We start from the raw sequence: 20,485 nt of genomic DNA, 5'->3' as shown, positions 1-20,485 counted from the left end.
GGTCTGCACCCCTTGGTATCATTGATGCGGACGAGACGACTTGAATCTCAGGGGTTATTCACCTGCTAAGCCTTCAATAAAGTGAAAGCTTATCGTTTCTTATATATGCCTATGTTTTAGTGGGCACGATTTCTGTAACTATGCACTATCACTGATGTCACGTTGTGATATTACCGAAGAATGATCAAAACAATTCTTTTTTTTTTCACACTATAACGCTTGCAAAGTGTAACAGTTTAACATATTATGTTTAGTGATTGATCAATAACTAAACAAGGGAGCTCTCACAATGGCTAGACCAAGAAATCATAATCGGAAGGAAGAAATTCTCGATGCGGGAATAGAAGTATTTGCAGAAAAGGGTTATTACAATACAACAACAGCTCTTATAGCTGAAAAGGCTGGCATTTCTCAGCCATATGTCTTTAAATTTTTCAAAACGAAGGAAGAATTGTTTGTGGCTGCTTTAGATCAGGCATTTGAAAGAATCCTTGCAGCATTTCAAAAAGTGGAGTCCCGCCCAGATCAGCTCGTTAATAAAATGATTGAAGCATATGAAGAGCTGGCTGTGTCACACCCTAATGAAATGTCATTGCAGGTCATTGGCCTTTCAGTGCCAGAAGAAACCATCAAAAACTCTACAAAACAGGGTTTGTCACGCATTAGAAATTTTACATTGGAAAAATTTCAGACCACAGGGATCACAAATGCAGAGAGTGAAGTTACCACTTTTTTAGCAAGAGGAATACTCTGTAATATCTCCTTTTTCTTAGATTTTCCCGAGCTTATTGATGGTAAACAAAATTGAATGACCGATTAAGTTCGGTTATTTATTTTAATAATTATTTATTGATTGATCACTAACTAAATGGAGGGAATGCAAATGAAAACTGCTATTGTATTAGGAGCTACAGGGGGAACGGGGCAGGTTATTATATCAGAATTACTGACCAGAGGGATAAACGTGATTGCTTTTGGACGTTCCGAAAGCAAATTGAAAGAATTAATGAAAAAAAACAATTTTAATCAACAGCTGTCATTTAAACTGGGCGATATATTTGATTACAAAACCATTGTAGAAGCAGCAAAAGATGCAGAGGTTATTTTTCAGTGTGCCAATGTCAAATATCAAGAAATGGCAAGTCGGCTTCTATTACTTGGTGAAAATGTGATGAAAGCGGCAAATATTCTTCAGAAGAAAATTGTGATCGTAGATGGAATATATGTTTATGGGCATCAAGTAGGAAATGGCGATGAAAACCATCCAAAACAACCACATACAAAGAAAGGTAAACTAAGGGTCGCATTTGAGAATCTCATTTTCAGCCGCAAATGGGAGAATGCAAAACCATTAATTGTTAGACTTCCTGATTATTATGGTCCAACTTCACAAAACTCCTATTTGCAGCCTACACTGGAAGGGATGGCCGCTCATAAGATTCCTATTTTTATCGGGAACTTGAAAACCCCGCGGGAATATGTCTATTTACCAGATGCCGCCAAAATGATTGTCAATATAGCAGAAACGGAAGATGCCTATCGGGAGAACTGGAATATACCTGGAGCTGGATTGATTTCAGGAAAAGAAATCATAAACATAGCCCGAGAGATAACCGGAAATCGAAGAGTGGTCATTCCTTTAAATAAAACGGCCATTCGATGCATTGGCATGTTTGATCCGTTTATGAGAGAAGTGGTTGAGATCATGTACCTTACGAAAGAAGGATTTGTATTGAGCGGAGAAAAATATGAAAAACGGATTGGTTCTATTCCAGCAACTCCTTTCACAAAAGGTCTTGAAGAAACATTGCGGTTTTTAATACGTAATAAACAATAGGTCAAGCGATCCTTTAGATAACATTCTGTTCCCTATTTAAGAGAATGTTTACTGCTGTTATTTTGCAAAATGAATTAGGAATTGCCTATTGAGTTACCAAATCAATGATCTATTTGCATTCAGGAGTACAAATCGAATAAGTCTTTTTTAAACAAATTCAGCTTATTGTTTAGAAAATGTTCTTTACGGGAATAAGACAAAAACAAGTCACTCTCTTACTGTTGTTGATCAAACAACAGAGTCAAGGCTGCCGAAATGATTTCGACAGCCTTAGTCTCTTTCTATTTGTTAATCACAATCGATAATTTATAATTGACATGCTTGTTTAATTCCACTAAAAATTGATCTAACGCTTCATTAGACGGAAATCTGCATTCAAGAAGATAACAGCCATCCCCGCTGATTTTATAATTATTGATGACATATTTCTCCTGTGTTTTTATAAATGACAGGTATGGCTGATGATGGGTGCTTTTTGTATAGATATTAAGCAAAGCATGTATATAACACCCTAATTTCACTTGGTTCACTTTAATTGTATATCCCTCAATGATACCGTTGTCTTCTAATTTGGCAACCCTTGAGGCTGCTGCTTGACCTGTTAAATGAACTTTCTCACCTAATTCTTTCATCGTAATACGGCTATTTTGAGATAACTCCTCTAATATTTGCATGTCTGTGTGATCCAACATGAAATCAAATCCCTTCTAAAATCTTTCTGTTCATCATCTCTCTAAAAGGTGCAATTAACCTGATTCTGCCTTAATGACAATTTATACAAAATAAATTACATACTTTCAAAAACCAAGTCAATCAACAGAAAGACTTGATTTGTTCCATGTATTTATTCAGCGGCTGCCTGTAAACTATACACATCTTAAAAAAAGGAGTGTTATACATGAACATTCAACAAATTCGTAATGCCACACTTGTTGTCAAATATGCAGGCAAAACGTTTTTAATAGATCCCATGTTAGCTGAGAAGGGTGCTTATCCGCCATTTCCAAACGCGCCAAGACAGGATCAAAACAACCCTTTAGTTGAATTGCCAGCCTCTGTTGACCATATTATTAACGATATTGATGCTGTGATTGTTACCCATCTACACCTTGACCATTGGGATGAGGCGGCTAAAAAGGTATTGCCAAAAGATATCAAGCTGTTTTCCCAAAATGAAGAAGATGCAATAGAAATACGAAATGCTGGTTTCAAAAACGTCGAAGTTTTAACTAAAGACACAGTCTTTGAAGGCATTCAGTTAATTAAAACAAAAGGCGAACACGGAAGAGGAGAAATTCTAAAACTTGCAGGTCTTGTATGCGGTGTTGTGTTCAAACACCACAGTGAGAAAACATTATATATCGCCGGAGATACAGTCTGGTATGATGCGGTTCAAGAAGAGATTGATACACATCAGCCGGACATCATTGTAGTGAACGGCGGAGATAATCAATTCTTTGAAGGCGGTTCTCTCGTCATGGGGAAAGAAGATATCTATGAAACGTATAAGGCTGCTCCAAAAGCAAAAATCATCGTGAGCCACATGGAAGCTGTCAACCATTGGGGATTATCAAGAAAAGAATTAAAATCTTTTATTCATGAAAAAGGAATCTCCTCTCGTGTCTTAGTGCCTGATGATGGCGAATCATATTCATTTTAAATGTTTATGTAAGGACAGAAGTGGTCATGATGTCCGTTGAAAACAATAAAAAATGAGTGCGTCGTTTTTTTGAAACGATTGAACAAGAAAAGTACGATGCCTTAAAAGACTTCTGCCATAAAGACTTTGTATTCTACCCGCAATTAGATACACCGTTTCCGAGTGTAGATGGCTTAATAGAATCTGAAAAGAAAAACTTTGATGCTTTTCCCGGGTTTTAAAATGCCAATTAAAGCGACAGAGCTGAAGACGACCTTGCAGCCGATTGTTTTATCTTTAAAGGCAAGCACACAGGAACTCCATTTGCCGGTGTCCCTGCAACGGGGAAATCCGTTACGTTTTCTCTCATGATTCTTTTGCGTATTAAAGACGGTAAAATATTTGAACAAAGATCTCATGTCGATGTGCATGAGATTCTCCGTCAGCTCGGCGTTCCTTCCTAGATAATCCAGTGAGAGAAATAAGAAATCATTTTACTCAGTGATCAAGCAATGGCTTGGTCTCTTTTTTATTTTTTCTATAGGATTATCCGGCATGTCACTGGTGCACGGCTGTTAGAGTAACCAAAAATAAAGAAATATCAAAAGCGCATAGCCAAGTTTCCTCCTAACTCAAGATTTCTAGATGCTGTACCTCCTGATAGAATGAAAATACTCTACATCGATTGCTTTTATGTTAGCTGAAGCATAACAAAAAGATATTACCCGTTACTTTACATTCCTGTGATAAGAGTGCATAGTAATTTACTATAAAGTATTCATATTGAGAGCATACTCTTATCAGAAGGAGAGTGGGGATTGTGAGAGAAACCTGTGTTCCGACTGGCGTAGAACTAAAAAGCACTGGTTTTGGATATACGTTATCCTTAATAGGCGGTAAATATAAAATGATTATTTTGTATTGGTTGTCTGAAAATAAGGTTATGAGGTTCAATGAGCTGAAGCGATGTATTGGGATTATTTCCTTTAAAACACTAAGTGTTATGTTAAAAGAACTTGAGGAAGATGGTCTTATTATACGCAAAGAATTTCCCCAAATACCTCCAAAAGTTGAATATTCATTATCTGAACGTGGTTGTTCACTTATTCCATTGTTAGATATGATGTGCGAGTGGGGAGAGAAAAATAATTTTCAAGCTCAAGAAGATGTAACAAAATAGGCATAGTGTAAAAAAGAAGTACCTTCTCGTTTAGAGGTACCTCTTTTTAATTTTTATAAAAGTTATCCATTACATATTATCAATGAAATTTAAATAATCTTGAGTGCTTTTTTCTATTTCACTTACAGATGGCTCAAATTCTGCTCCATAAAATGCAAAGAACGAACGATAATCTGCTTTACAATAGATGGCTGTCAACTCAAACGGACGCAACACTTGTTCAAGTGTATAATGGTATCTTCCTGCTTCACTATAATCTGCATTTTTGATCCCGGCAGATACCCCTAAAGCAACTTTACGATTCTTTAATTTATCTCCTTTTGAACCATAAGCCCATCCATAAAGGAAAACATCATCCAGCCACTTTTTTAAGAGAGGAGGACAGTTGAACCAATATACAGGAAATTGGAAAACAAGGTTCCCGTGAGTTTCAACCAATTTTTGTTCTTTTTCCACATCAATGTTCCCATCAGGATAAACCTTATACAATTCGTGCACAGTATATTTTTCTGGATATTTTTTTAATTCTTCTACCCATCGTTTATTAACAACAGATGTTTCTAAGCTCGGGTGTGTTATGATAACAAGAGTTTTCAATGTTTCTCCTCCTTAGGCTGATTTTATTTTTATTGTAGAGTCGAAGCTAAGAATATGTAAGTACGCACTTTTATTACAGGTACTTACATAAAGGTAAGTACCTCCAAGTAACACCTGTTATGATAGGGGTTAGGCGTCCTTTTGACCTCAAATGTTAACTCTAGGAGCTTGGATAAAGACAAGACAGTGAGATTAACCATTTATACATGATGAAAAAATGAAACCCCTTTTTGGAATTCCGACATGCACTTGGCGGAATGTAATGGGTACTCTAAAAAACGCAAATAAAAAAGATACTAGTTTTGCATAGTATCTTCTTTAATAATTCTTTCTCTATTTCGCTCATTCATTTACTGATCCCGCGTCATAAACGACCTTAAATATGTCTCTATGCGCTTTGCTTCTGCTTAAGACTGTTCCACATTTTAATAGATACAATAGAAATCAAAGCAAATGATATGATAACCAATACAGTACCCACTATAGACTCACTAAAGTTGATGACAATAAAACTAGAAAAAATCAATAGAGGGATATTCATAATAACGACAGTTAAAATGTAAACACGATACTTTAACCCAACGGCTGCTGATAAAAAACACACGACATCTGTTGGGGCTATTGGACAAATCATCCCCAATGCCAAAAACTTATAATTGTAAGTCTCCAATAATTTTTTTAATTCCGGATGTTTGTGCTCCAAGTCCTTGATCATTTTTCCGCTTGAAAACATTCTAGAGAATAAATAAACCAACGTTTCGCTCAAAACAATGCCGGCCATCGATAATATGAAACTAACAATTGGATCGAAGCATATTCCTCCTAAAAACATGAGCGTTACACCTGGAATAAAAAAGAGCAGCCTTACTATCCACAGAGCAATAAACAGCAACATTGCGTATTTTGTATTGGTTGATATAAATTCCTGTAAATCACTCATTTCGAGTGACAATAAATGATATTCCTTTAGGATATAAATGGCTAACATCCATAAAGCTAAAACAACAAATTTATTTTTCAATTTCTTCCCTCTCCTCGCTTTCCATACATACATGATAAGCAATGAGAATGAAGAAACACCCTGCAAAATTCTTAAGGATTCTTAAGTTTTATTTTCCAAGAAAAAAGCTTATGGAATTCTTAATCCCATAAGCCATAATCTATTGGATGCTCAACAATAAAGCTCATCCAGCCTTCTCTATATTCCGCATGAATATTCCCATTATGAAGTTCAACAATTCTTTTTGAGATCGCAAGTCCGAGGCCGGTTCCTTGATGATCTGTTCTGGCCTGATCGCCTCTGAAAAACCGTTCAAACAACTTGTTTATGTTGTTAACCTCGAAATTCTCAACTTTGTTTGATACTCTCAAGATTGCTTTGTCACCAATGATCTCAAGGCTTATGAATAATTCAGATGGTTTCATGCTGTATTTTATCGCATTCATAAAGAGATTATCATAAACACGGACCATCTTTTCTATATCCATTAAAACAGGTACATTGTCTTCTGTAATTGATTTTTGAACACTTAATTGTTCCTTTTCAAAAATAGGAATGTATTCTCCGATTATCTGTTCCAATAAACCCGACAAATCTGCTTCTTTACAGGTTAACTTCACATTCGGGCTCGATAAATGAGTATACTCAAACAGTTCATCAATCAGGTATTTCAGCCTTTGCGATTTTGAATCAATCGTTTCGAGATATTCCTGAAATTGCGCTTTGCTGTCGTATTGCCCTTTTTTTAATAAATCCAAATATCCGATAATAGATGTTAAGGGTGTTCTTAAATCATGGGATACATTTGAAATCAGTTCACTTTTTGACCTTTCTAATTGTCTTTCGTGTTCAAATTTCTTTTCTAACTCTTTGGACATATCATTGATGTTTTGGGCAAGCTGGGTCAATTCATCCCTGCTCTCAATCCTAATGGTCAAGCCAAGTCTTCCATTGGCAATATCATGAACACTTTCAGTAATAAGCTTCAAATATAATATTTTCTTCCGTGCCATGATAAAAAAAACTGCAATAAAAGTAAGAATAGCTGCCGAATACTGAAGCAGGATCATAAAATAGCTACTGCGGATGCTAAGCTCTGTCAGATAATTCATCTTTTGCAGATACACGTTAAATAAAATAATGAGTATCATCATACCTAATGAAACAAGAAAACTAATTGCGACCGCACCAAGAAGCTTCACAATGATCTTATTTCCAAATTTCCTCATATTTTATATCCTGTTCCCCAAACCGTTTTAATGTAAATGGGATGCTTGGAATCCTCTTCTATTTTATCTCTGATTTTTGTAATGTGTACCATCACAGTATTGTCCGATTTAAAAAAGTCTTCCTTCCATACTGCTTCATATATCTTTTCAACACTCAGAACAATTCCTTTGTTTATGCAAAGCAGTTCAAGTATATCGAATTCTTTCGGAGTCAGCCTCACTTCCTGCCCCCGCACCCATACTTGCCGTGTATCTGTATTTACGGTCAAGTCACCAATTTCAATGATGTTCTTCGTGCTGCTCGTATCCGTATTGTATTTTTTATATCTCCTTAATTGGGATTTAACCCTTGCAATTAATTCTAATGGGTTAAACGGTTTCGTTAAATAATCATCGGCACCAGCAGCAAGCCCTTGAATTTTATCCATATCTTCCGATTTTGCAGAAAGCATGATGATGGGCAGGTTACGTTCTTGCCTAATCTTCATACATGCTTCAATTCCATTCATGTTGGGCATCATAATATCCAATATCATGAGGTCATACTCTTTTTGTTCCAATAGTTTTAAAGCTTCGATTGCATCTTTAGCCTTTTGAGTGTGCAGACCTTCATTTTCTAAATAAACAGAAATAAGGTTTCTAATATCTTTGTCATCATCAACAATCAGAATGTTAGACTCCATATAACTCCTCCAAATTAGATTGCGGCATCGAACAGCTGAAGACATAAGCTGGCGGCACATTTCTAAGTTCTTTTTTTACATCTGTTTTGGTAAAAAACTGTTCAAAAAACGTTTTTTTAAACGTAGTGTATTGAAAAGTAATGAATTCCCCATTTTTTTTTAACATCTTGGCGGTATCTAATAAAATGTTGGCTGAAACACTTTTTGGCAAGCTAGCAAAGGGAAGACCGGAAATCACATAGTCTATATAAGGCATACCATAATCCTTTACATACTGGCTGCTCGTTTCGGCAGATCCATTGACAATAAATACATTTCTTTCGTCTTTAAATTTTTCTTTCAATAATAAATAAAATGCTTTATTTTGTTCTACTAATAAAATAATCGTCTTCGGATTTCGCTTTTCAAGCAGTTTTTTTGTGAATGCACCTGTACCTGGCCCATATTCGACAATGTATTTGGCTGTCTTAAACTCAATTCCCTCCATCATTTTATCTCCAAGAAACCTTGAACTAGGAAGGATGGCACCAACAGCTCTTGGATGAACTATATATTGAAATAAGAATAACAGACGCTTCATATCTAATCTCTCCATTTGTTTGACATTTTTAATCCTACCTTACATGGAAAACCTGAAGAAAAAGGGGCAAAAGTTCTTAAGAATTCTTAAGTTTTGGCGAAGCTAACCAAAAATCGTTTCCTCCTATTAAATAAGTTTCAAAACGATCCCTATCTATTACACGGTAATATTTAGATGCACAAACTTTTATATGAAACTGAACGAGTTAATGGAGAGGAATGAAAGAATGAAGAAACTTAGCAAGATATGTTATTGGAATGTTGTCCTGCTGCTTGCCTTATTGCTTGCTAGGTGTACGGGCTAAGAACGAAGAATCAAAACAATCTTCAAATCATGATTCTGCTTTACACTCATATTCATAATAGTATTCACCCGATAACGATCGAAGCAACATATAGCTTATACAGCGAAAAACTCTTTAAATTTTGATTACGTGTGTACTAATAATCTATTTACAATTAATATTGACATCAATCAGGGAAATTTATATAATCATCGGAGATATCGAGCAATCCTCTCAAATGATTTTTTAAGATGTACTTTTAATTGAATAAATTATTTTGAGGAAAGTAGAGAAATAAATAAGTATCGTAATTCTTTCGTCTTAGAAATTGATTATGTTTTTAACATAACAATATCTGAGACGTTTTTTATTATTTTTTATGCAAATCCTATAGAAAAGGAGGTTTTTATAATGAAAAATATTTACAAAGATGTCCTTTTAATTATCATTGGAACATTTCTAATTGCTGCATCTATTGAGTTTTTTGTTATTCCAAATAAATTAGGTGATGGAAGCACAGTTGGTATTGCTTTAGTTTTATATTATCTATTTCATATTCCAACAAGTATAAGTACGTTTCTAATAAACCTTGTTTTTATAGCTGCAGCTTATAAATTCTTAACAAAGAAAACGATCCTTTATACCACATTCGGGGCCATTATGACGTCTGTTTTTCTTAAGATTGTAAGCTTTATTCCATTTGCCATCCATGACATCATTTTAGGTATTGTGTTTGGAGCTTTGTTGATGGGGGCAGGGCTCGCCATGATTTTTATTGCAGATGGTTCTACCGGAGGAACCACTCTTATGGCTTATTTATTAAATTATACTAAAGGGTATAGTATTTCAAAAAGCTTATTCTATATGGATAGCTTTATTATATTTGCCTCCATATTTGCTGTGGGAATTAATAACACATTATACACGTTTATTTTTGTTTATTTGTGCGTCAAGATCGTCGATATAATGATTGAAGGTTTTCATAATAAGAAAGCTATGACCATTATGTCAGATAAATATGAAAAAATTGCACAGTTCATTACTAGTGAGTTCGGCAGCGCCGCAACTATATTTTATGGATATGGTTATTATGCTAATAAGGATAAACGTATTATCTATGTTGTCATTAAAAAGAACGAGCTGCTAAAAATTAAGAAGAGTGTTCAAGACATTGATCCAAACTCCTTTATCGTTATTCATGAAGTGAAAGAAGCGGTAGGCGGGAAGTTCGGATTGATGAACAATAAGTTAGCTAAAAAGGCAAATTAAATAAACTCATTTTAATTTATTTGATGATTTTTGAAGGAGAGTGGAGGAGTGCTTATTAAAAAGCTCACTCCTCCCTTAATAACATTGTTTCAAAACAAGTGTTATCAAGCCGTTATATTTTTCTTTGCTTAACTCTTGCAAACTGACAACTCCTTTGGATAATTCCGGTAGTATATAAATTAAACAATCCTCTCTAACAATTCCCCCACTTTTTCTGCCATGACACGAGGCGGATAAGGCATTTCGTTTTTTAACCACCATTCCACTACCCCTACGTAAGCATTTGCAACGAATTCAACAATGACATCTTCACTTTGGCCGTGATTTTTTCCTTTCGTTATATCGACATCTTTCTTAAACTCTTCGATATTAAACTTAAGGAACTGACTGCGAAAATATCGCGCACCTTCACTGGCTAACATCGTTGAAAAGAATAAATAATTACTCTCAAGGTATTCCATGCAGTGTACAGTCGATTCAATCCAATCCATTTCAGCTGCCGATTCACAAAAATCTCCCATATTATTTATATGTTCTTCCATGATTTTATCCAACAGATCAAATTTATCTAAGTAATGAAGGTAGATGGTTCCTCGATTAACATTTGCTCTGTCAGAAATATCTTTAATTGTAATGTTATCAAAACTTTTTTCAGTCATCAGCTCAATCAGAGCCCTCTTAATAGCTTCTTGGCTTTTTGTTATTCTTCTATCCACTTTGGACATAGCTGGTCACCAAACTTTCTTAAGATAATCAACAATTTCGTTTGAAATGTTGAATAATCAACAAATTGCATGAATTTAACCATTGTACACACTATTTTTCTATTTACAATAATAAACAACTGCTGATTCATTAATCAATAATGCTTTTCCTTTTCAAATGAGATCAATGTCCATTTTAGTTACAAAATCTATTCTGTTCATCGCAGGTGAAAATGCCAACTCCAGGTACTTCAGCGAAGTTGCTTACAAATTGGCGGCAAACTCAATGCAGGGCATGTGGATCTGTACGACAAAAAGCAGTACATCCCGTTTAAAGGCTGCATTGTGTCAATCATGACCATATGAGGTGAAGAATGATTAAAAAACAGTTTACGATCATTAAGGAAACAGGATTTGCGAGACCAGCAACCTTGTTAGTAAGTTTATCTCATCGATTTACATCAGATATTTTTCTTGAATATCGAGGGAAAACTATTAATCTAAAACACGCACCTAAATCCATAATGGATATTATGGATTTAGGAATAAAACCTGGAACCCAAATATATATACATGCTGATGGAGCTGACGAGGCGCAGGCTATACAATTCATTAAAGATTATTTAATAAAAAGAGATTATGTACAGGAAACTTGATGTCCGCCCATCACAATTGTAAGAGAAAAGGTGGGCTGGATATAGAACCTGTATATAAGAGTTCAGCCTAATTATTAATGCTAAAGTTAGGAGTTGCTTGTTTGACCAAAAGAAATAATTTATTAATATTTATATTAACCGTCGGAACTTTCGGCATTATAAACACCGAAATGGGAGTTATCGGAATATTACCTTTCATTGCTGATTATTTTCATATCAGTGTCTCTACTGCCGGATGGCTGGTGAGTCTCTTTGCACTTACTGTTGCAATATGCGGGCCAACTATGCCGCTATTATTTTCGGGGATAAACCGCAAGAAGGCAATGTTGCTTGTACTTGGTATTTTTGTTCTTGGTAACATAGTCTCTCTATTTGCAACAAACTTTACGATCGCAATAATTGCTCGAGTGATTCCAGCCATTTTTCATCCCATTTATTTTTCAGCGGCTTTTACAATAGCTGCTCACTCAGTTCCCAAGGAAGAATCACCAAAGGCTGTTGCTAAGGTAATTATGGGAGTGTCTGCAGGTATGGTGCTTGGTGTGCCAATCGCAAGTTTTCTTGCTAGTACGCTTTCGCTTCAAATGGCCATGTCATTCTTTGCTATCGTGAATGCTCTAACATTCATTGCTACATTCGTATTTTTCCCTTCTATGCCTGTAAAAGAAAGACTTTCTTATGGAGCACAGGTAAGCGTATTAAAAAAAACAGTTACTTGGCTTTCCATTACTGCTGTTATTTTAATAAACTCAGCAATATTCGGGGTGTATAGTTATCTTGCGGAATATCTGAAAACAGTTACGGAAATGTCTCCAAATACAATTAGTTTAATATTAGTCATCTTCGGCGGGGCGAATATGATTGGAAACATCGCGGCAGGAAAGTTACTCACTAAAAATCCCATCAAATCTGTCATTTTTTATCCATTCCTATTAGGATTCGTGTACATCATATTATTTTTAATAGGGCAGTTTACTTTACCTATGGCTATCATTACTTTAGTTTGGGGAATAGTAGCTGGGATCGGAAATAATATCAATCAATATTGGATTACATCTGCAGCTCCAGAAGCTCCTGATTTCGCTAATGGATTATTTTTAACATCAGCTAACTTAGGAACAACCATTGGCACAGCTGCAGGCGGATTATTTATATCAGTATTTGGTATCCAATACGTCGTATTAGTGGGATTTTTATCCGTTGTATTAAGCTTGATATCGATTTTACTAAGAACTTCTATGTATAGTCCCGAGAAACAATTTTTCAGATAAACTGTATACCCGCAATAAAATGGTAGGTGAAATTTAAAAACATACCAATATCATTTGGTATGTTTCTTGTTTAGACAGACCTTCAGTATTGTGGACAAGTTCCATGTATGTTCTCACCGATCACACTAATCCTTTAATCCCTGTCCATTGAGGATTTTCTCCATATATTTTTCAATCCTTGACTCTCGTGTTTTGGATTGTTTGGCTTGAGAAAAATAAAGAATGTATGCTCTTTGCCGCCCCGGGGTTAATGCTTCAAAAGCAGCTTTCAAGGCAGGGATTTCATCGAATTTATTTTGAAGTTCTTCAGGAATTTTATATTCAGTATCCTTTTTAAAATCCACTTCCAAACCGGCTTTTTCAACCTCAATGGCTTCATGAATATAGGCTTTCAAGATGGTTTCCATTTCAACTATTTCCTGAACATTGGTGAACCGAATCTGACGTGCCGCCTGTACATTCTCCGTTTGTTGGATGAGAATCCCATGGTCATCCTTTATCAAGGCACCTTTGTGAAACAGAAGCGCACAATATTCTTTAAATCCATGTATTAAAACGATGTTTTTACTATTAAACGTGTAACAAGGATGCTTCCACTTAAATTCTTCGGTCAGCTCAAAGTCAAGACAGATATTTCTTAACTTCTCGTATTCTTCCTTCCACTTTGTAGCTTTACTTAAAAATTCATCAACCTTAGGATTCGTTCTGCTATTTGACATCATGATCCCCCTCTTTCCGGAGCAGTTCGGTTTATTCCTTTGCGTTATTCCACTAACAATTTTTTAGGCTCTTCCCGATTCTACATAGATATCACGCTCTGTTTTTCTTCATCCCCTCCCCCTGCCCTGTCAATTTTATTTTTGACATCACGGTATTTGTTTTATTCTCCTATCATCCATTGTATAGGTTCAAACTATATGATTTATTCAATAGATTAAGCTTACGGTGAAGATTATGCAACCATAAAAAAAGGCTTGGACAAGAAACTGCTGACCGTTTAGAGGACTTACTTTGAGGTAATAGGAAATTTGCGGGCTGTTGCATTTCACGTCGAGATACATCTCCTGATTTATAATAAACGTTATCAATGCAGGAAATCTTATAAGATATGCCCCGGCACACTTTGCTATTCAAGTACACCCAAGTCATAAAGGGCTATACCCATGTCCACAACACAAAAAAAGAGAAGGCCTCTTTCCTCGAAACTAGGGATAAAGCCTTCTAACCTTGTTTTATTATTTCACTGTCAACTTGGCAAGGGTGTTCATTAAATGTAACGATTTTATTAGTATTTAACTTCTTTATTCCTACCAATTAATAAGGTTACTACAACACTAGTTATGCTAACTAAAGTTCCTGCAATAGAAAGAAGAATTGTCAAAAAACCATTGGGAATAATAAATCCAACTGGAATGAGCCCCATAAAAATTAAAACGATAAAACATTGATATACTCCAGATATTATTCTTACAACCCAGTTACCAAAAAAGGACATGGCTAATGGAGGGATGAATAAAAATACAACGATCCCAATTGATATCATTAAGATAATAGGCTCATCAAATGAAATGACATGATCTCCAGGGGAATTTTTAGCAGCCACAAGCACAACAACTATAGACATAATTAGCGTAAGAAAAACCAAAGAAAACCTTTTTAACAACGTTATGACTCCTTTTTTTAAACGTACTAAAAACGGCTATCCTGCCTTTTTTCAATTTCCGTAACCATTTTATGTTATTCATTGGAGAATATGAATACAGTTCTTTTTTTCATTAATTCTTCTAGTGAATTCTGATAAAGCTCTTGCTATATCAATTCGTTGACATTAACCTCCTGAAATCTTCACTCCTTTTTCGCCAATTACTGTAATGTAATCTTTATCTAACAACATAACAAATTCATGGAAATCAGACAATTCAAAACTTACAGCGCTTCAAAAAAGAAATTTCAAAAACAAACCACCGAATAATTGTTGTAGTATGCATATGTCCTTATAGAATGTTTTAAGAAACCAACTTTTTTAAAAGGCCTGTACAAATACAGGTGAATAACATACTTTATTACATATAAGTTATCCTGCAAAACTGTGCACGAAATGTCGGGTAGATACATTTCACTCCTGTTATTCTTTTGTTAAAGGAGGTCAATAAATGGGTTCGCTTAAAAGTATGAATAGAGCATTAACGTATATTGAAGAAAACCTCACTAATGATATTGATTTTAAAGAAGTAGCGAAGCTTGCTTTCTGCTCTGAATATCATTTTAAAAGGATGTTTTCCTTCCTTGCAGGTATTTCATTATCGGAATATATCCGTCGCAGACGTCTTACTCTTGCAGCTTTTGAACTTAAAAACAGCAATGTAAAAGTTATTGACATTGCAATTAAGTACGGTTATCACTCACCAGATTCCTTTGCACGGGCATTTCAAAATTTGCATGGCATAAGACCATCAGAAGCTAGAAATAATGGCCATTCACTTAAAGCTTATCCACGAATGACCTTCCAATTATCAATCAAAGGAGGAAGTGAAATGAACTATCGTATTGAAGAAAAAGAGGCATTTCGCATCGTTGGCATTAAAAAAAGAGTTCCTATTATTTTCAAAGGGGTTAATCCGGAAATTGCATCTATGTGGAACAGTTTAGATGAAGAGGCAATCAATAAACTTAAAAAGCTTTCTAATGTAGCGCCTTTGGGTCTGATTAGTGCATCCACGAATTTTTCTGAAGGTCGGTTAGAAGAAAAAGGAGAGCTCGATCACTATATTGGCGCAGCCACAACGAAACAGTGTCCAAATAACCTCTCACAGCTTGAAGTTCCTGCCTCAACGTGGGCTGTATTCGAAGCAATCGGACCATTTCCGGATACACTGCAAGAAGTATGGGGACGCATTTATTCCGAATGGTTTCCATCGTCAAATTATGAACAAATAGAAGGTCCAGAAATACTGTGGAACGAGCATAAGGATGTAACATCGCCATCCTTTAAAAGTGAAATTTGGATACCAATTTCAAAAAAGAGAAATAAGAGGAACTAAAGGTTCTTTAAGGAAGGGGGCTAACCCCTTCCTCTTTATGCACCAACTCGATCTGCGGCAATTTTGAAATCACCATTGAAGCGCTGTCTGCATCTACAACGTGAATGTTGAGATGCTGCTTAATACCATTACTGTCAATAGAATTCGACTGATCTTCATTTATAATATCGATTACACCCATTTACACTATTTCACATTCCTTTTGGGCACAAAATGGGCACTGATTTAGATTTAAAATGAATCACTGAATTCGCAGTTTATTATGATAAAAATTTGTCTGCTGTTCATTTTTACAAAGGGTTTAAGAGAACCACTATAATTTGTAATAATAAATGGTTCAAGATGATATTTGATACCAAGTCATGAATTCCTAAAGGAGATTTAATTACTCATTTTTCAATGAAAAACTGATCTATGTTAATGAGTCGAGGTTTCAGGATATACACGGACCAATTGACCTTTCCTTTATTGGGAATACCACGTTCCCTATTGTTTTGATGTTGTTTTTACTTGATCTGATTTTTTTAAAAAAGTTATTGACAATAAAAATTTAATCATGTTATTATTAAAAGTTTGATAATCCACCTCCATATATGGTAATCTTAAGAAGGTTACCATATATGGAGGTGGATGATATGTTTCAAATTGGCGATAACATTGTTTATCCAATGCACGGAGCAGGTATAATTGAAGCCATAGAAGAAAAAGAAATCTTAGGGAAAAAACAACAGTATTATGTCATAAAAATGACTATTAGTAATATGCAAGTTATGATTCCAACGCGTAAAATATTGAGTTCAAGTATACGACCAGTTACTGATATACGTGCATTAAAACACATTATACACATTTTTCAGCATGGAGAATCAGATAGGTTACTGCCGTATAAGCAAAGGTATATAGTAAACACGAACAAAATAAAAACGGGTGAAATACAAGAAGGCGCTGAAGTTGTACGTGATTTAATGCGTATGAAGAAAGAAAAAGCACTTAATGCAAGCGAAAAAAAAATGTTGGATAATGCATATGAATTTTTGATTAGTGAACTGGAAGTAATTAAAGGAATCACTGAAAAACAAATAAAAAGTTTCTGTTAAGGTTAATTATAGATCATGTATTGCATGAATATCCTGAATTTTACGATAATATTATGATAAAAAGTAAATCCATTTCAAAAACGTTCAACTTCTTCAACTTACTTTTAGAACATTAACCTCTTTTGTTATTCCTTCTAATCCATTTTTATTATTTAAATGTCTTCACGAACATTTGAAGTTTTATCAAAAAACTCGAGAAAATAGTCACTCGATTTTTGTAATATCCTGATTCACACTGGCACGGACAAGGAGCCGTAAGGATGGAAGAGAGGCAGGGCTTTCATTGTGTTAGGTATATCTAAGTGATTATTTCTAGAAGAAAGTACAATTAATCTCCCCTCTATCTTTAAGAATTTCTTATATCCACTGCGACAGTGAATAGTAATTGTTTATCTTAAATGTAGGTCTATACGAAAAGAAAAGTAATTAATTTATATACATTCCGCATATTGTCAATCAAGTATGTTATACTATAAACAAACCTTTGAAGTGTTAAATCTTTTTCTATTACCTTGTAGCATCTCCCTACTCGAACGTTGAGTAGGGTTTTTTATTGAGTATTATACAGCAGAACATAAAAAAACAGGCCCTCTATAAAGAGCCTGTTTGTATACACGATTGAAGATTAAGCAGTTTTTTGAACGTTAGCAGCTTGAGCTCCACGAGCACCTTGCTCAACGTCAAACGTTACTTTTTGACCTTCGTCTAAAGATTTGAATCCGTCACCTTGGATTGCAGAGAAGTGTACGAATACATCGTCTCCATTTTCACGTTCGATAAATCCAAAACCTTTTTCTGCATTAAACCATTTTACTGTACCTTGTTCCATTTTGTTGCCTCCTAGTGCGTTACCACACATTGTTTTACTATCCCTGCCCAAAGTATCATCAAGACGAAAAGTCGATATTCATACTATCCTTTACACCGAACAAAAATAATTCTTCTTTATCTTAACACGAAACGGAAATAACTGCAAATTAATATTATCATTTTATTAATCGCATTATTTATTAAACATGTGGATATCAGTGCAGAATAAGAGGCCCATTAATAACTATGGTTTGAAAACACCGTGAAAATGAATCGCGAGTGTCTTCAAACCTTTTTCTTTGCTAAAAAGTACTTCATTATTGATTGTTAAAGATTTCTTTAAAAAGCTCAGCTGTTTCATGGCAAGTGCAAGATATTCTTTTTAAAGCAGGGGTGTTTACTGGTAAAGCTTTGTTTCTGCAGATGTTTCCAAACGGTCACTCATGGTTTATCCCCTTTTGCCAAGAATACTTGACCACAAATCATCTTCCTTTTCTTCATTATCACTTTTCAAAGCCTTTTTAATTAAGAAACTAGGAAATGACTCATAAATCAAACCATTTCCCATAGGGGAGCAGGGAGAGAGTTTAACCCGATAAAGAGCCGGGTATAGTCTCATACGCCTTTTGTATCCCGGCTGGCTCTGCTAATAAAGATTTAGTTGAGCTGGAAATCAGTTTATTATTTCCAATAATTTTACAGATGAATGGGAAAGATACTTATCATATATGGTGTATGACGCTGGGACTTCAAAGGCAATAAAACGTTTTCTATACTTAGAAGATCATCAGGGAAGGGGAAACTTTTAAAAAATGAATGAACAAAACCTAAGGACTTTGAGAAAACAGGTTACACCCTATGAAAAGTCCGATTTAGAAAAAAGTATTTGTCAAATCATTAACACATTGGTTCCATTTTTCCTGTTATGGTATTTGGCATATAAGAGTTTGTCGATTTCTTATTTCCTTACATTAGTGATTTCTGTCGTTGCGGCAGGTTTTTTAGTAAGAACCTTCATCATCTTTCATGATTGCTGCCACTATTCCTTTTTTAAGAACAGAAAGGCGAATCGAATCCTTGGAACAATAACAGGAATTCTGACTCTACACCCTTTTGATCATTGGGCACACGATCATTCTGTCCATCATGCGACAAGCAGCAACCTGGACAAACGCGGTACAGGCGATATTTGGGTACTGACCGTTGAGGAATATAAGGAAGCCTCAACGAAGACAAAACTAATGTACCGTTTGTACAGAAATCCGTTTGTTATGTTTATTATTGGGCCGATTTACGTCTTCGGGATTACCAATCGTTTTAATCGTAAAGGGGCAAAACGCAAAGAACGGATAAATACGTATGTAACAAACCTGGGGATCTTCGTTTTGGCAGCACTTTTATGTTGGGCTATTGGCTGGCAAAACTTCCTGCTGGTTCAGGTTCCAATTTTTATGATATCAGGATCTCTCGGAATTTGGATGTTTTATATTCAGCATACGTTTGAGGATTCTTATTTTGAAGAAGATGAGCATTGGGAATATGTAAAAGCAGCAGTTGAAGGGAGCTCTTTTTATAAGCTTCCAAAAGTCATGCAATGGCTAACAGGCAATATCGGTTTCCATCATGTTCATCATTTAAGCCCGAGAGTCCCAAACTATAAGCTTGAAAAAGTGCATAACAACACTGAACCATTGCAAAACGTACCAACTATTACACTGGCAACAAGTTTTAAGTCGTTAAAGTTCCGCCTATGGGATGAAGAAGGCAAAAAATTTGTAGGTTTTAGCCACTTAAAAAAAGCTAAAAGCCAAGTATCAACCCGGCTAACAACCGATTAAATACACTTCCTTAATCGATGATAAAGTGTATAATGCAGAATAAAAGTGCAGACTCGCACAACGGATTTGTGCAGAGGTCAGCACTTTTTCAATGCCAAATACACCTGCCGACTCCACAATGCGGTACATTTGTTTCTATTTTCCGCAAAAAAAATAATACCAAAGGTGATTAAACCCTTGGTATCATTGATGCGGCCGAGAGAACTTGAACCTCCACGGATTGTTCACCCACTAGGCCCTCAACATAGTGAAAACGTATCATGTATTACATAAACCTTATAAATAAAGCAATCTTTATCTTCATTTCCACCTATTTTCTTCTTTTTTCATGAATTTTGGGCAAAAATTGGGCACTACTTTTTTTAAAAAAAATCACTAAAAATATTAGCTTTAAATTTGTAATTCCAGCTAAGACCTAAGAAACCACTTACAAGAGAAGTAATGTGGTCTCGCCCACTGGATGCGATAGTTTTTTCTTTTGGTAGTATCTTGACTTGTCCGATTTTGTAATTCAGTGTAGATAGACAGAGTAAAAAAGAGTACGTATTAATCTTGAATAGCACAAAAAACACTACCCTTTTTGTTACTTTAGAGAAAGGATGTTTTTTAGTTTTGCGGGTATCGGAAAATCTTTGCTAATAGCAATACCTCAATAAGAAGATCTCAATTTCCACTTACCTAGCTATATCAAGGCTTACTTGTCTGATTTGGGATGTTTAGGGTACAAAAGTTGAGTTACAAACATTATCGTCCAAAAAAATCATTTACTGT

21 protein-coding genes are annotated in these 20,485 nt (G+C 35.2%); 11 read left to right on the top strand and 10 right to left on the bottom strand.

The window, feature by feature from the left end:
- Positions 1-289: 289 nt before the first annotated feature.
- Together CVV77_RS16155 and CVV77_RS16150 are read left to right on the top strand one after the other, a co-directional pair.
- Positions 290-808 carry a TetR/AcrR family transcriptional regulator gene (locus CVV77_RS16155; RefSeq protein WP_019257571.1) on the top strand — a complete coding sequence of 173 codons (519 nt, stop codon included), beginning with the start codon at positions 290-292 and terminating at the stop codon, positions 806-808.
- A 75-nt stretch (positions 809-883) separates the two neighbouring features.
- Positions 884-1,837, top strand: a complete 954-nt coding sequence (locus tag CVV77_RS16150; RefSeq protein ID WP_100275889.1) for an SDR family NAD(P)-dependent oxidoreductase — start codon at positions 884-886, stop codon at positions 1,835-1,837.
- 281 nt (positions 1,838-2,118) lie between these two features.
- Here the strand turns inward: CVV77_RS16150 and CVV77_RS16145 are convergent, their stop codons facing one another.
- Positions 2,119-2,529, bottom strand: coding sequence for an Lrp/AsnC family transcriptional regulator (locus CVV77_RS16145; RefSeq protein WP_019257569.1), 411 nt, complete (start codon positions 2,527-2,529; stop codon positions 2,119-2,121).
- Positions 2,530-2,735: 206 nt separating this feature from the next.
- Here CVV77_RS16145 and CVV77_RS16140 point away from each other — a divergent pair, with 206 nt between their 5' ends.
- The 3 genes from CVV77_RS16140 to CVV77_RS16130 all read left to right on the top strand — a co-directional run bounded on the left by CVV77_RS16140 (position 2,736) and on the right by CVV77_RS16130 (position 4,656).
- Complete coding sequence (locus CVV77_RS16140) at positions 2,736-3,497, top strand: MBL fold metallo-hydrolase (RefSeq protein ID WP_100275888.1); 762 nt, start codon at positions 2,736-2,738, stop codon at positions 3,495-3,497.
- Between the two features lie 272 nt (positions 3,498-3,769).
- A complete protein-coding gene (locus tag CVV77_RS22505) occupies positions 3,770-3,940 on the top strand; it encodes an ester cyclase (RefSeq protein WP_250622092.1) in 171 nt (56 codons plus the stop codon).
- Between the two features lie 356 nt (positions 3,941-4,296).
- Positions 4,297-4,656 (top strand): winged helix-turn-helix transcriptional regulator, encoded by a 360-nt coding sequence (locus CVV77_RS16130; RefSeq protein WP_100275887.1) that lies wholly within the window; start codon positions 4,297-4,299, stop codon positions 4,654-4,656.
- A gap of 69 nt (positions 4,657-4,725) precedes the next feature.
- On the opposite strand, the gene CVV77_RS16125 is transcribed toward CVV77_RS16130, so the two are convergent.
- The 5 genes from CVV77_RS16125 to CVV77_RS16105 all read right to left on the bottom strand — a co-directional run bounded on the left by CVV77_RS16125 (position 4,726) and on the right by CVV77_RS16105 (position 8,745).
- Entirely contained in the window at positions 4,726-5,253 is a 528-nt protein-coding gene (locus tag CVV77_RS16125; protein ID WP_100275886.1) for an NAD(P)H-dependent oxidoreductase, read from the bottom strand.
- Between the two features lie 388 nt (positions 5,254-5,641).
- The gene (locus CVV77_RS16120) at positions 5,642-6,274 is read right to left on the bottom strand and encodes a TVP38/TMEM64 family protein (RefSeq protein WP_181280845.1); all 633 of its coding nucleotides are present in this window, start codon (positions 6,272-6,274) and stop codon (positions 5,642-5,644) included.
- Between the two features lie 119 nt (positions 6,275-6,393).
- Positions 6,394-7,482 carry a sensor histidine kinase gene (locus tag CVV77_RS16115; protein WP_100275885.1) on the bottom strand — a complete coding sequence of 363 codons (1,089 nt, stop codon included), beginning with the start codon at positions 7,480-7,482 and terminating at the stop codon, positions 6,394-6,396.
- The gene (locus tag CVV77_RS16110; protein WP_100275884.1) at positions 7,479-8,165 is read right to left on the bottom strand and encodes a response regulator transcription factor; all 687 of its coding nucleotides are present in this window, start codon (positions 8,163-8,165) and stop codon (positions 7,479-7,481) included. The genes CVV77_RS16115 and CVV77_RS16110 overlap by 4 nt, the downstream gene beginning before the upstream one ends.
- Positions 8,155-8,745 carry a class I SAM-dependent methyltransferase gene (locus CVV77_RS16105; protein WP_100275883.1) on the bottom strand — a complete coding sequence of 197 codons (591 nt, stop codon included), beginning with the start codon at positions 8,743-8,745 and terminating at the stop codon, positions 8,155-8,157. Before CVV77_RS16105 ends, CVV77_RS16110 begins: the two co-directional genes overlap by 11 nt.
- Before the next feature lie 694 nt (positions 8,746-9,439).
- Here CVV77_RS16105 and CVV77_RS16100 point away from each other — a divergent pair.
- A complete protein-coding gene (locus CVV77_RS16100) occupies positions 9,440-10,297 on the top strand; it encodes a YitT family protein (RefSeq protein ID WP_100275882.1) in 858 nt (285 codons plus the stop codon).
- 179 nt (positions 10,298-10,476) lie between these two features.
- Here the strand turns inward: CVV77_RS16100 and CVV77_RS16095 are convergent, their stop codons facing one another.
- Positions 10,477-11,022, bottom strand: a complete 546-nt coding sequence (locus CVV77_RS16095) for a TetR/AcrR family transcriptional regulator (RefSeq protein WP_100275881.1) — start codon at positions 11,020-11,022, stop codon at positions 10,477-10,479.
- 353 nt (positions 11,023-11,375) lie between these two features.
- Between CVV77_RS16095 and CVV77_RS16090 the strand changes: the two genes are divergently transcribed.
- Positions 11,376-11,657, top strand: coding sequence for an HPr family phosphocarrier protein (locus CVV77_RS16090; protein WP_100275880.1), 282 nt, complete (start codon positions 11,376-11,378; stop codon positions 11,655-11,657).
- A gap of 101 nt (positions 11,658-11,758) precedes the next feature.
- Entirely contained in the window at positions 11,759-12,928 is a 1,170-nt protein-coding gene (locus tag CVV77_RS16085) for an MFS transporter (RefSeq protein ID WP_100275879.1), read from the top strand.
- Positions 12,929-13,053: 125 nt separating this feature from the next.
- On the opposite strand, the gene CVV77_RS16080 is transcribed toward CVV77_RS16085, so the two are convergent.
- A complete protein-coding gene (locus tag CVV77_RS16080) occupies positions 13,054-13,647 on the bottom strand; it encodes a YdeI/OmpD-associated family protein (protein ID WP_019257557.1) in 594 nt (197 codons plus the stop codon).
- A gap of 566 nt (positions 13,648-14,213) precedes the next feature.
- Positions 14,214-14,591 (bottom strand): hypothetical protein, encoded by a 378-nt coding sequence (locus CVV77_RS16075; protein ID WP_100275878.1) that lies wholly within the window; start codon positions 14,589-14,591, stop codon positions 14,214-14,216.
- A gap of 490 nt (positions 14,592-15,081) precedes the next feature.
- On the opposite strand from CVV77_RS16075, the gene CVV77_RS16070 reads away from it, so the two are divergent.
- Together CVV77_RS16070 and CVV77_RS16065 are read left to right on the top strand one after the other, a co-directional pair.
- Entirely contained in the window at positions 15,082-15,969 is an 888-nt protein-coding gene (locus tag CVV77_RS16070) for an AraC family transcriptional regulator (protein WP_100275877.1), read from the top strand.
- A 635-nt stretch (positions 15,970-16,604) separates the two neighbouring features.
- Positions 16,605-17,066 (top strand): CarD family transcriptional regulator, encoded by a 462-nt coding sequence (locus CVV77_RS16065; RefSeq protein WP_003240494.1) that lies wholly within the window; start codon positions 16,605-16,607, stop codon positions 17,064-17,066.
- 625 nt (positions 17,067-17,691) lie between these two features.
- Here CVV77_RS16065 and cspC read toward each other — a convergent pair.
- Entirely contained in the window at positions 17,692-17,895 is a 204-nt protein-coding gene (gene cspC, locus CVV77_RS16060) for a cold shock protein CspC (RefSeq protein WP_003240492.1), read from the bottom strand.
- A 793-nt stretch (positions 17,896-18,688) separates the two neighbouring features.
- On the opposite strand from cspC, the gene desA reads away from it, so the two are divergent.
- Positions 18,689-19,714 (top strand): Delta(5) desaturase DesA, encoded by a 1,026-nt coding sequence (desA, locus tag CVV77_RS16055; protein ID WP_100275876.1) that lies wholly within the window; start codon positions 18,689-18,691, stop codon positions 19,712-19,714.
- Positions 19,715-20,485: the final 771 nt, after the last annotated feature.

It is taken from the genome of Bacillus sp. SN1 (genome assembly GCF_002796895.1).
Lineage (GTDB): Bacteria > Bacillota > Bacilli > Bacillales > Bacillaceae > Bacillus > Bacillus inaquosorum.
Note: the sequence above shows the minus strand (reverse complement) of the source record. Positions and strands in the feature narration are given on the sequence as shown.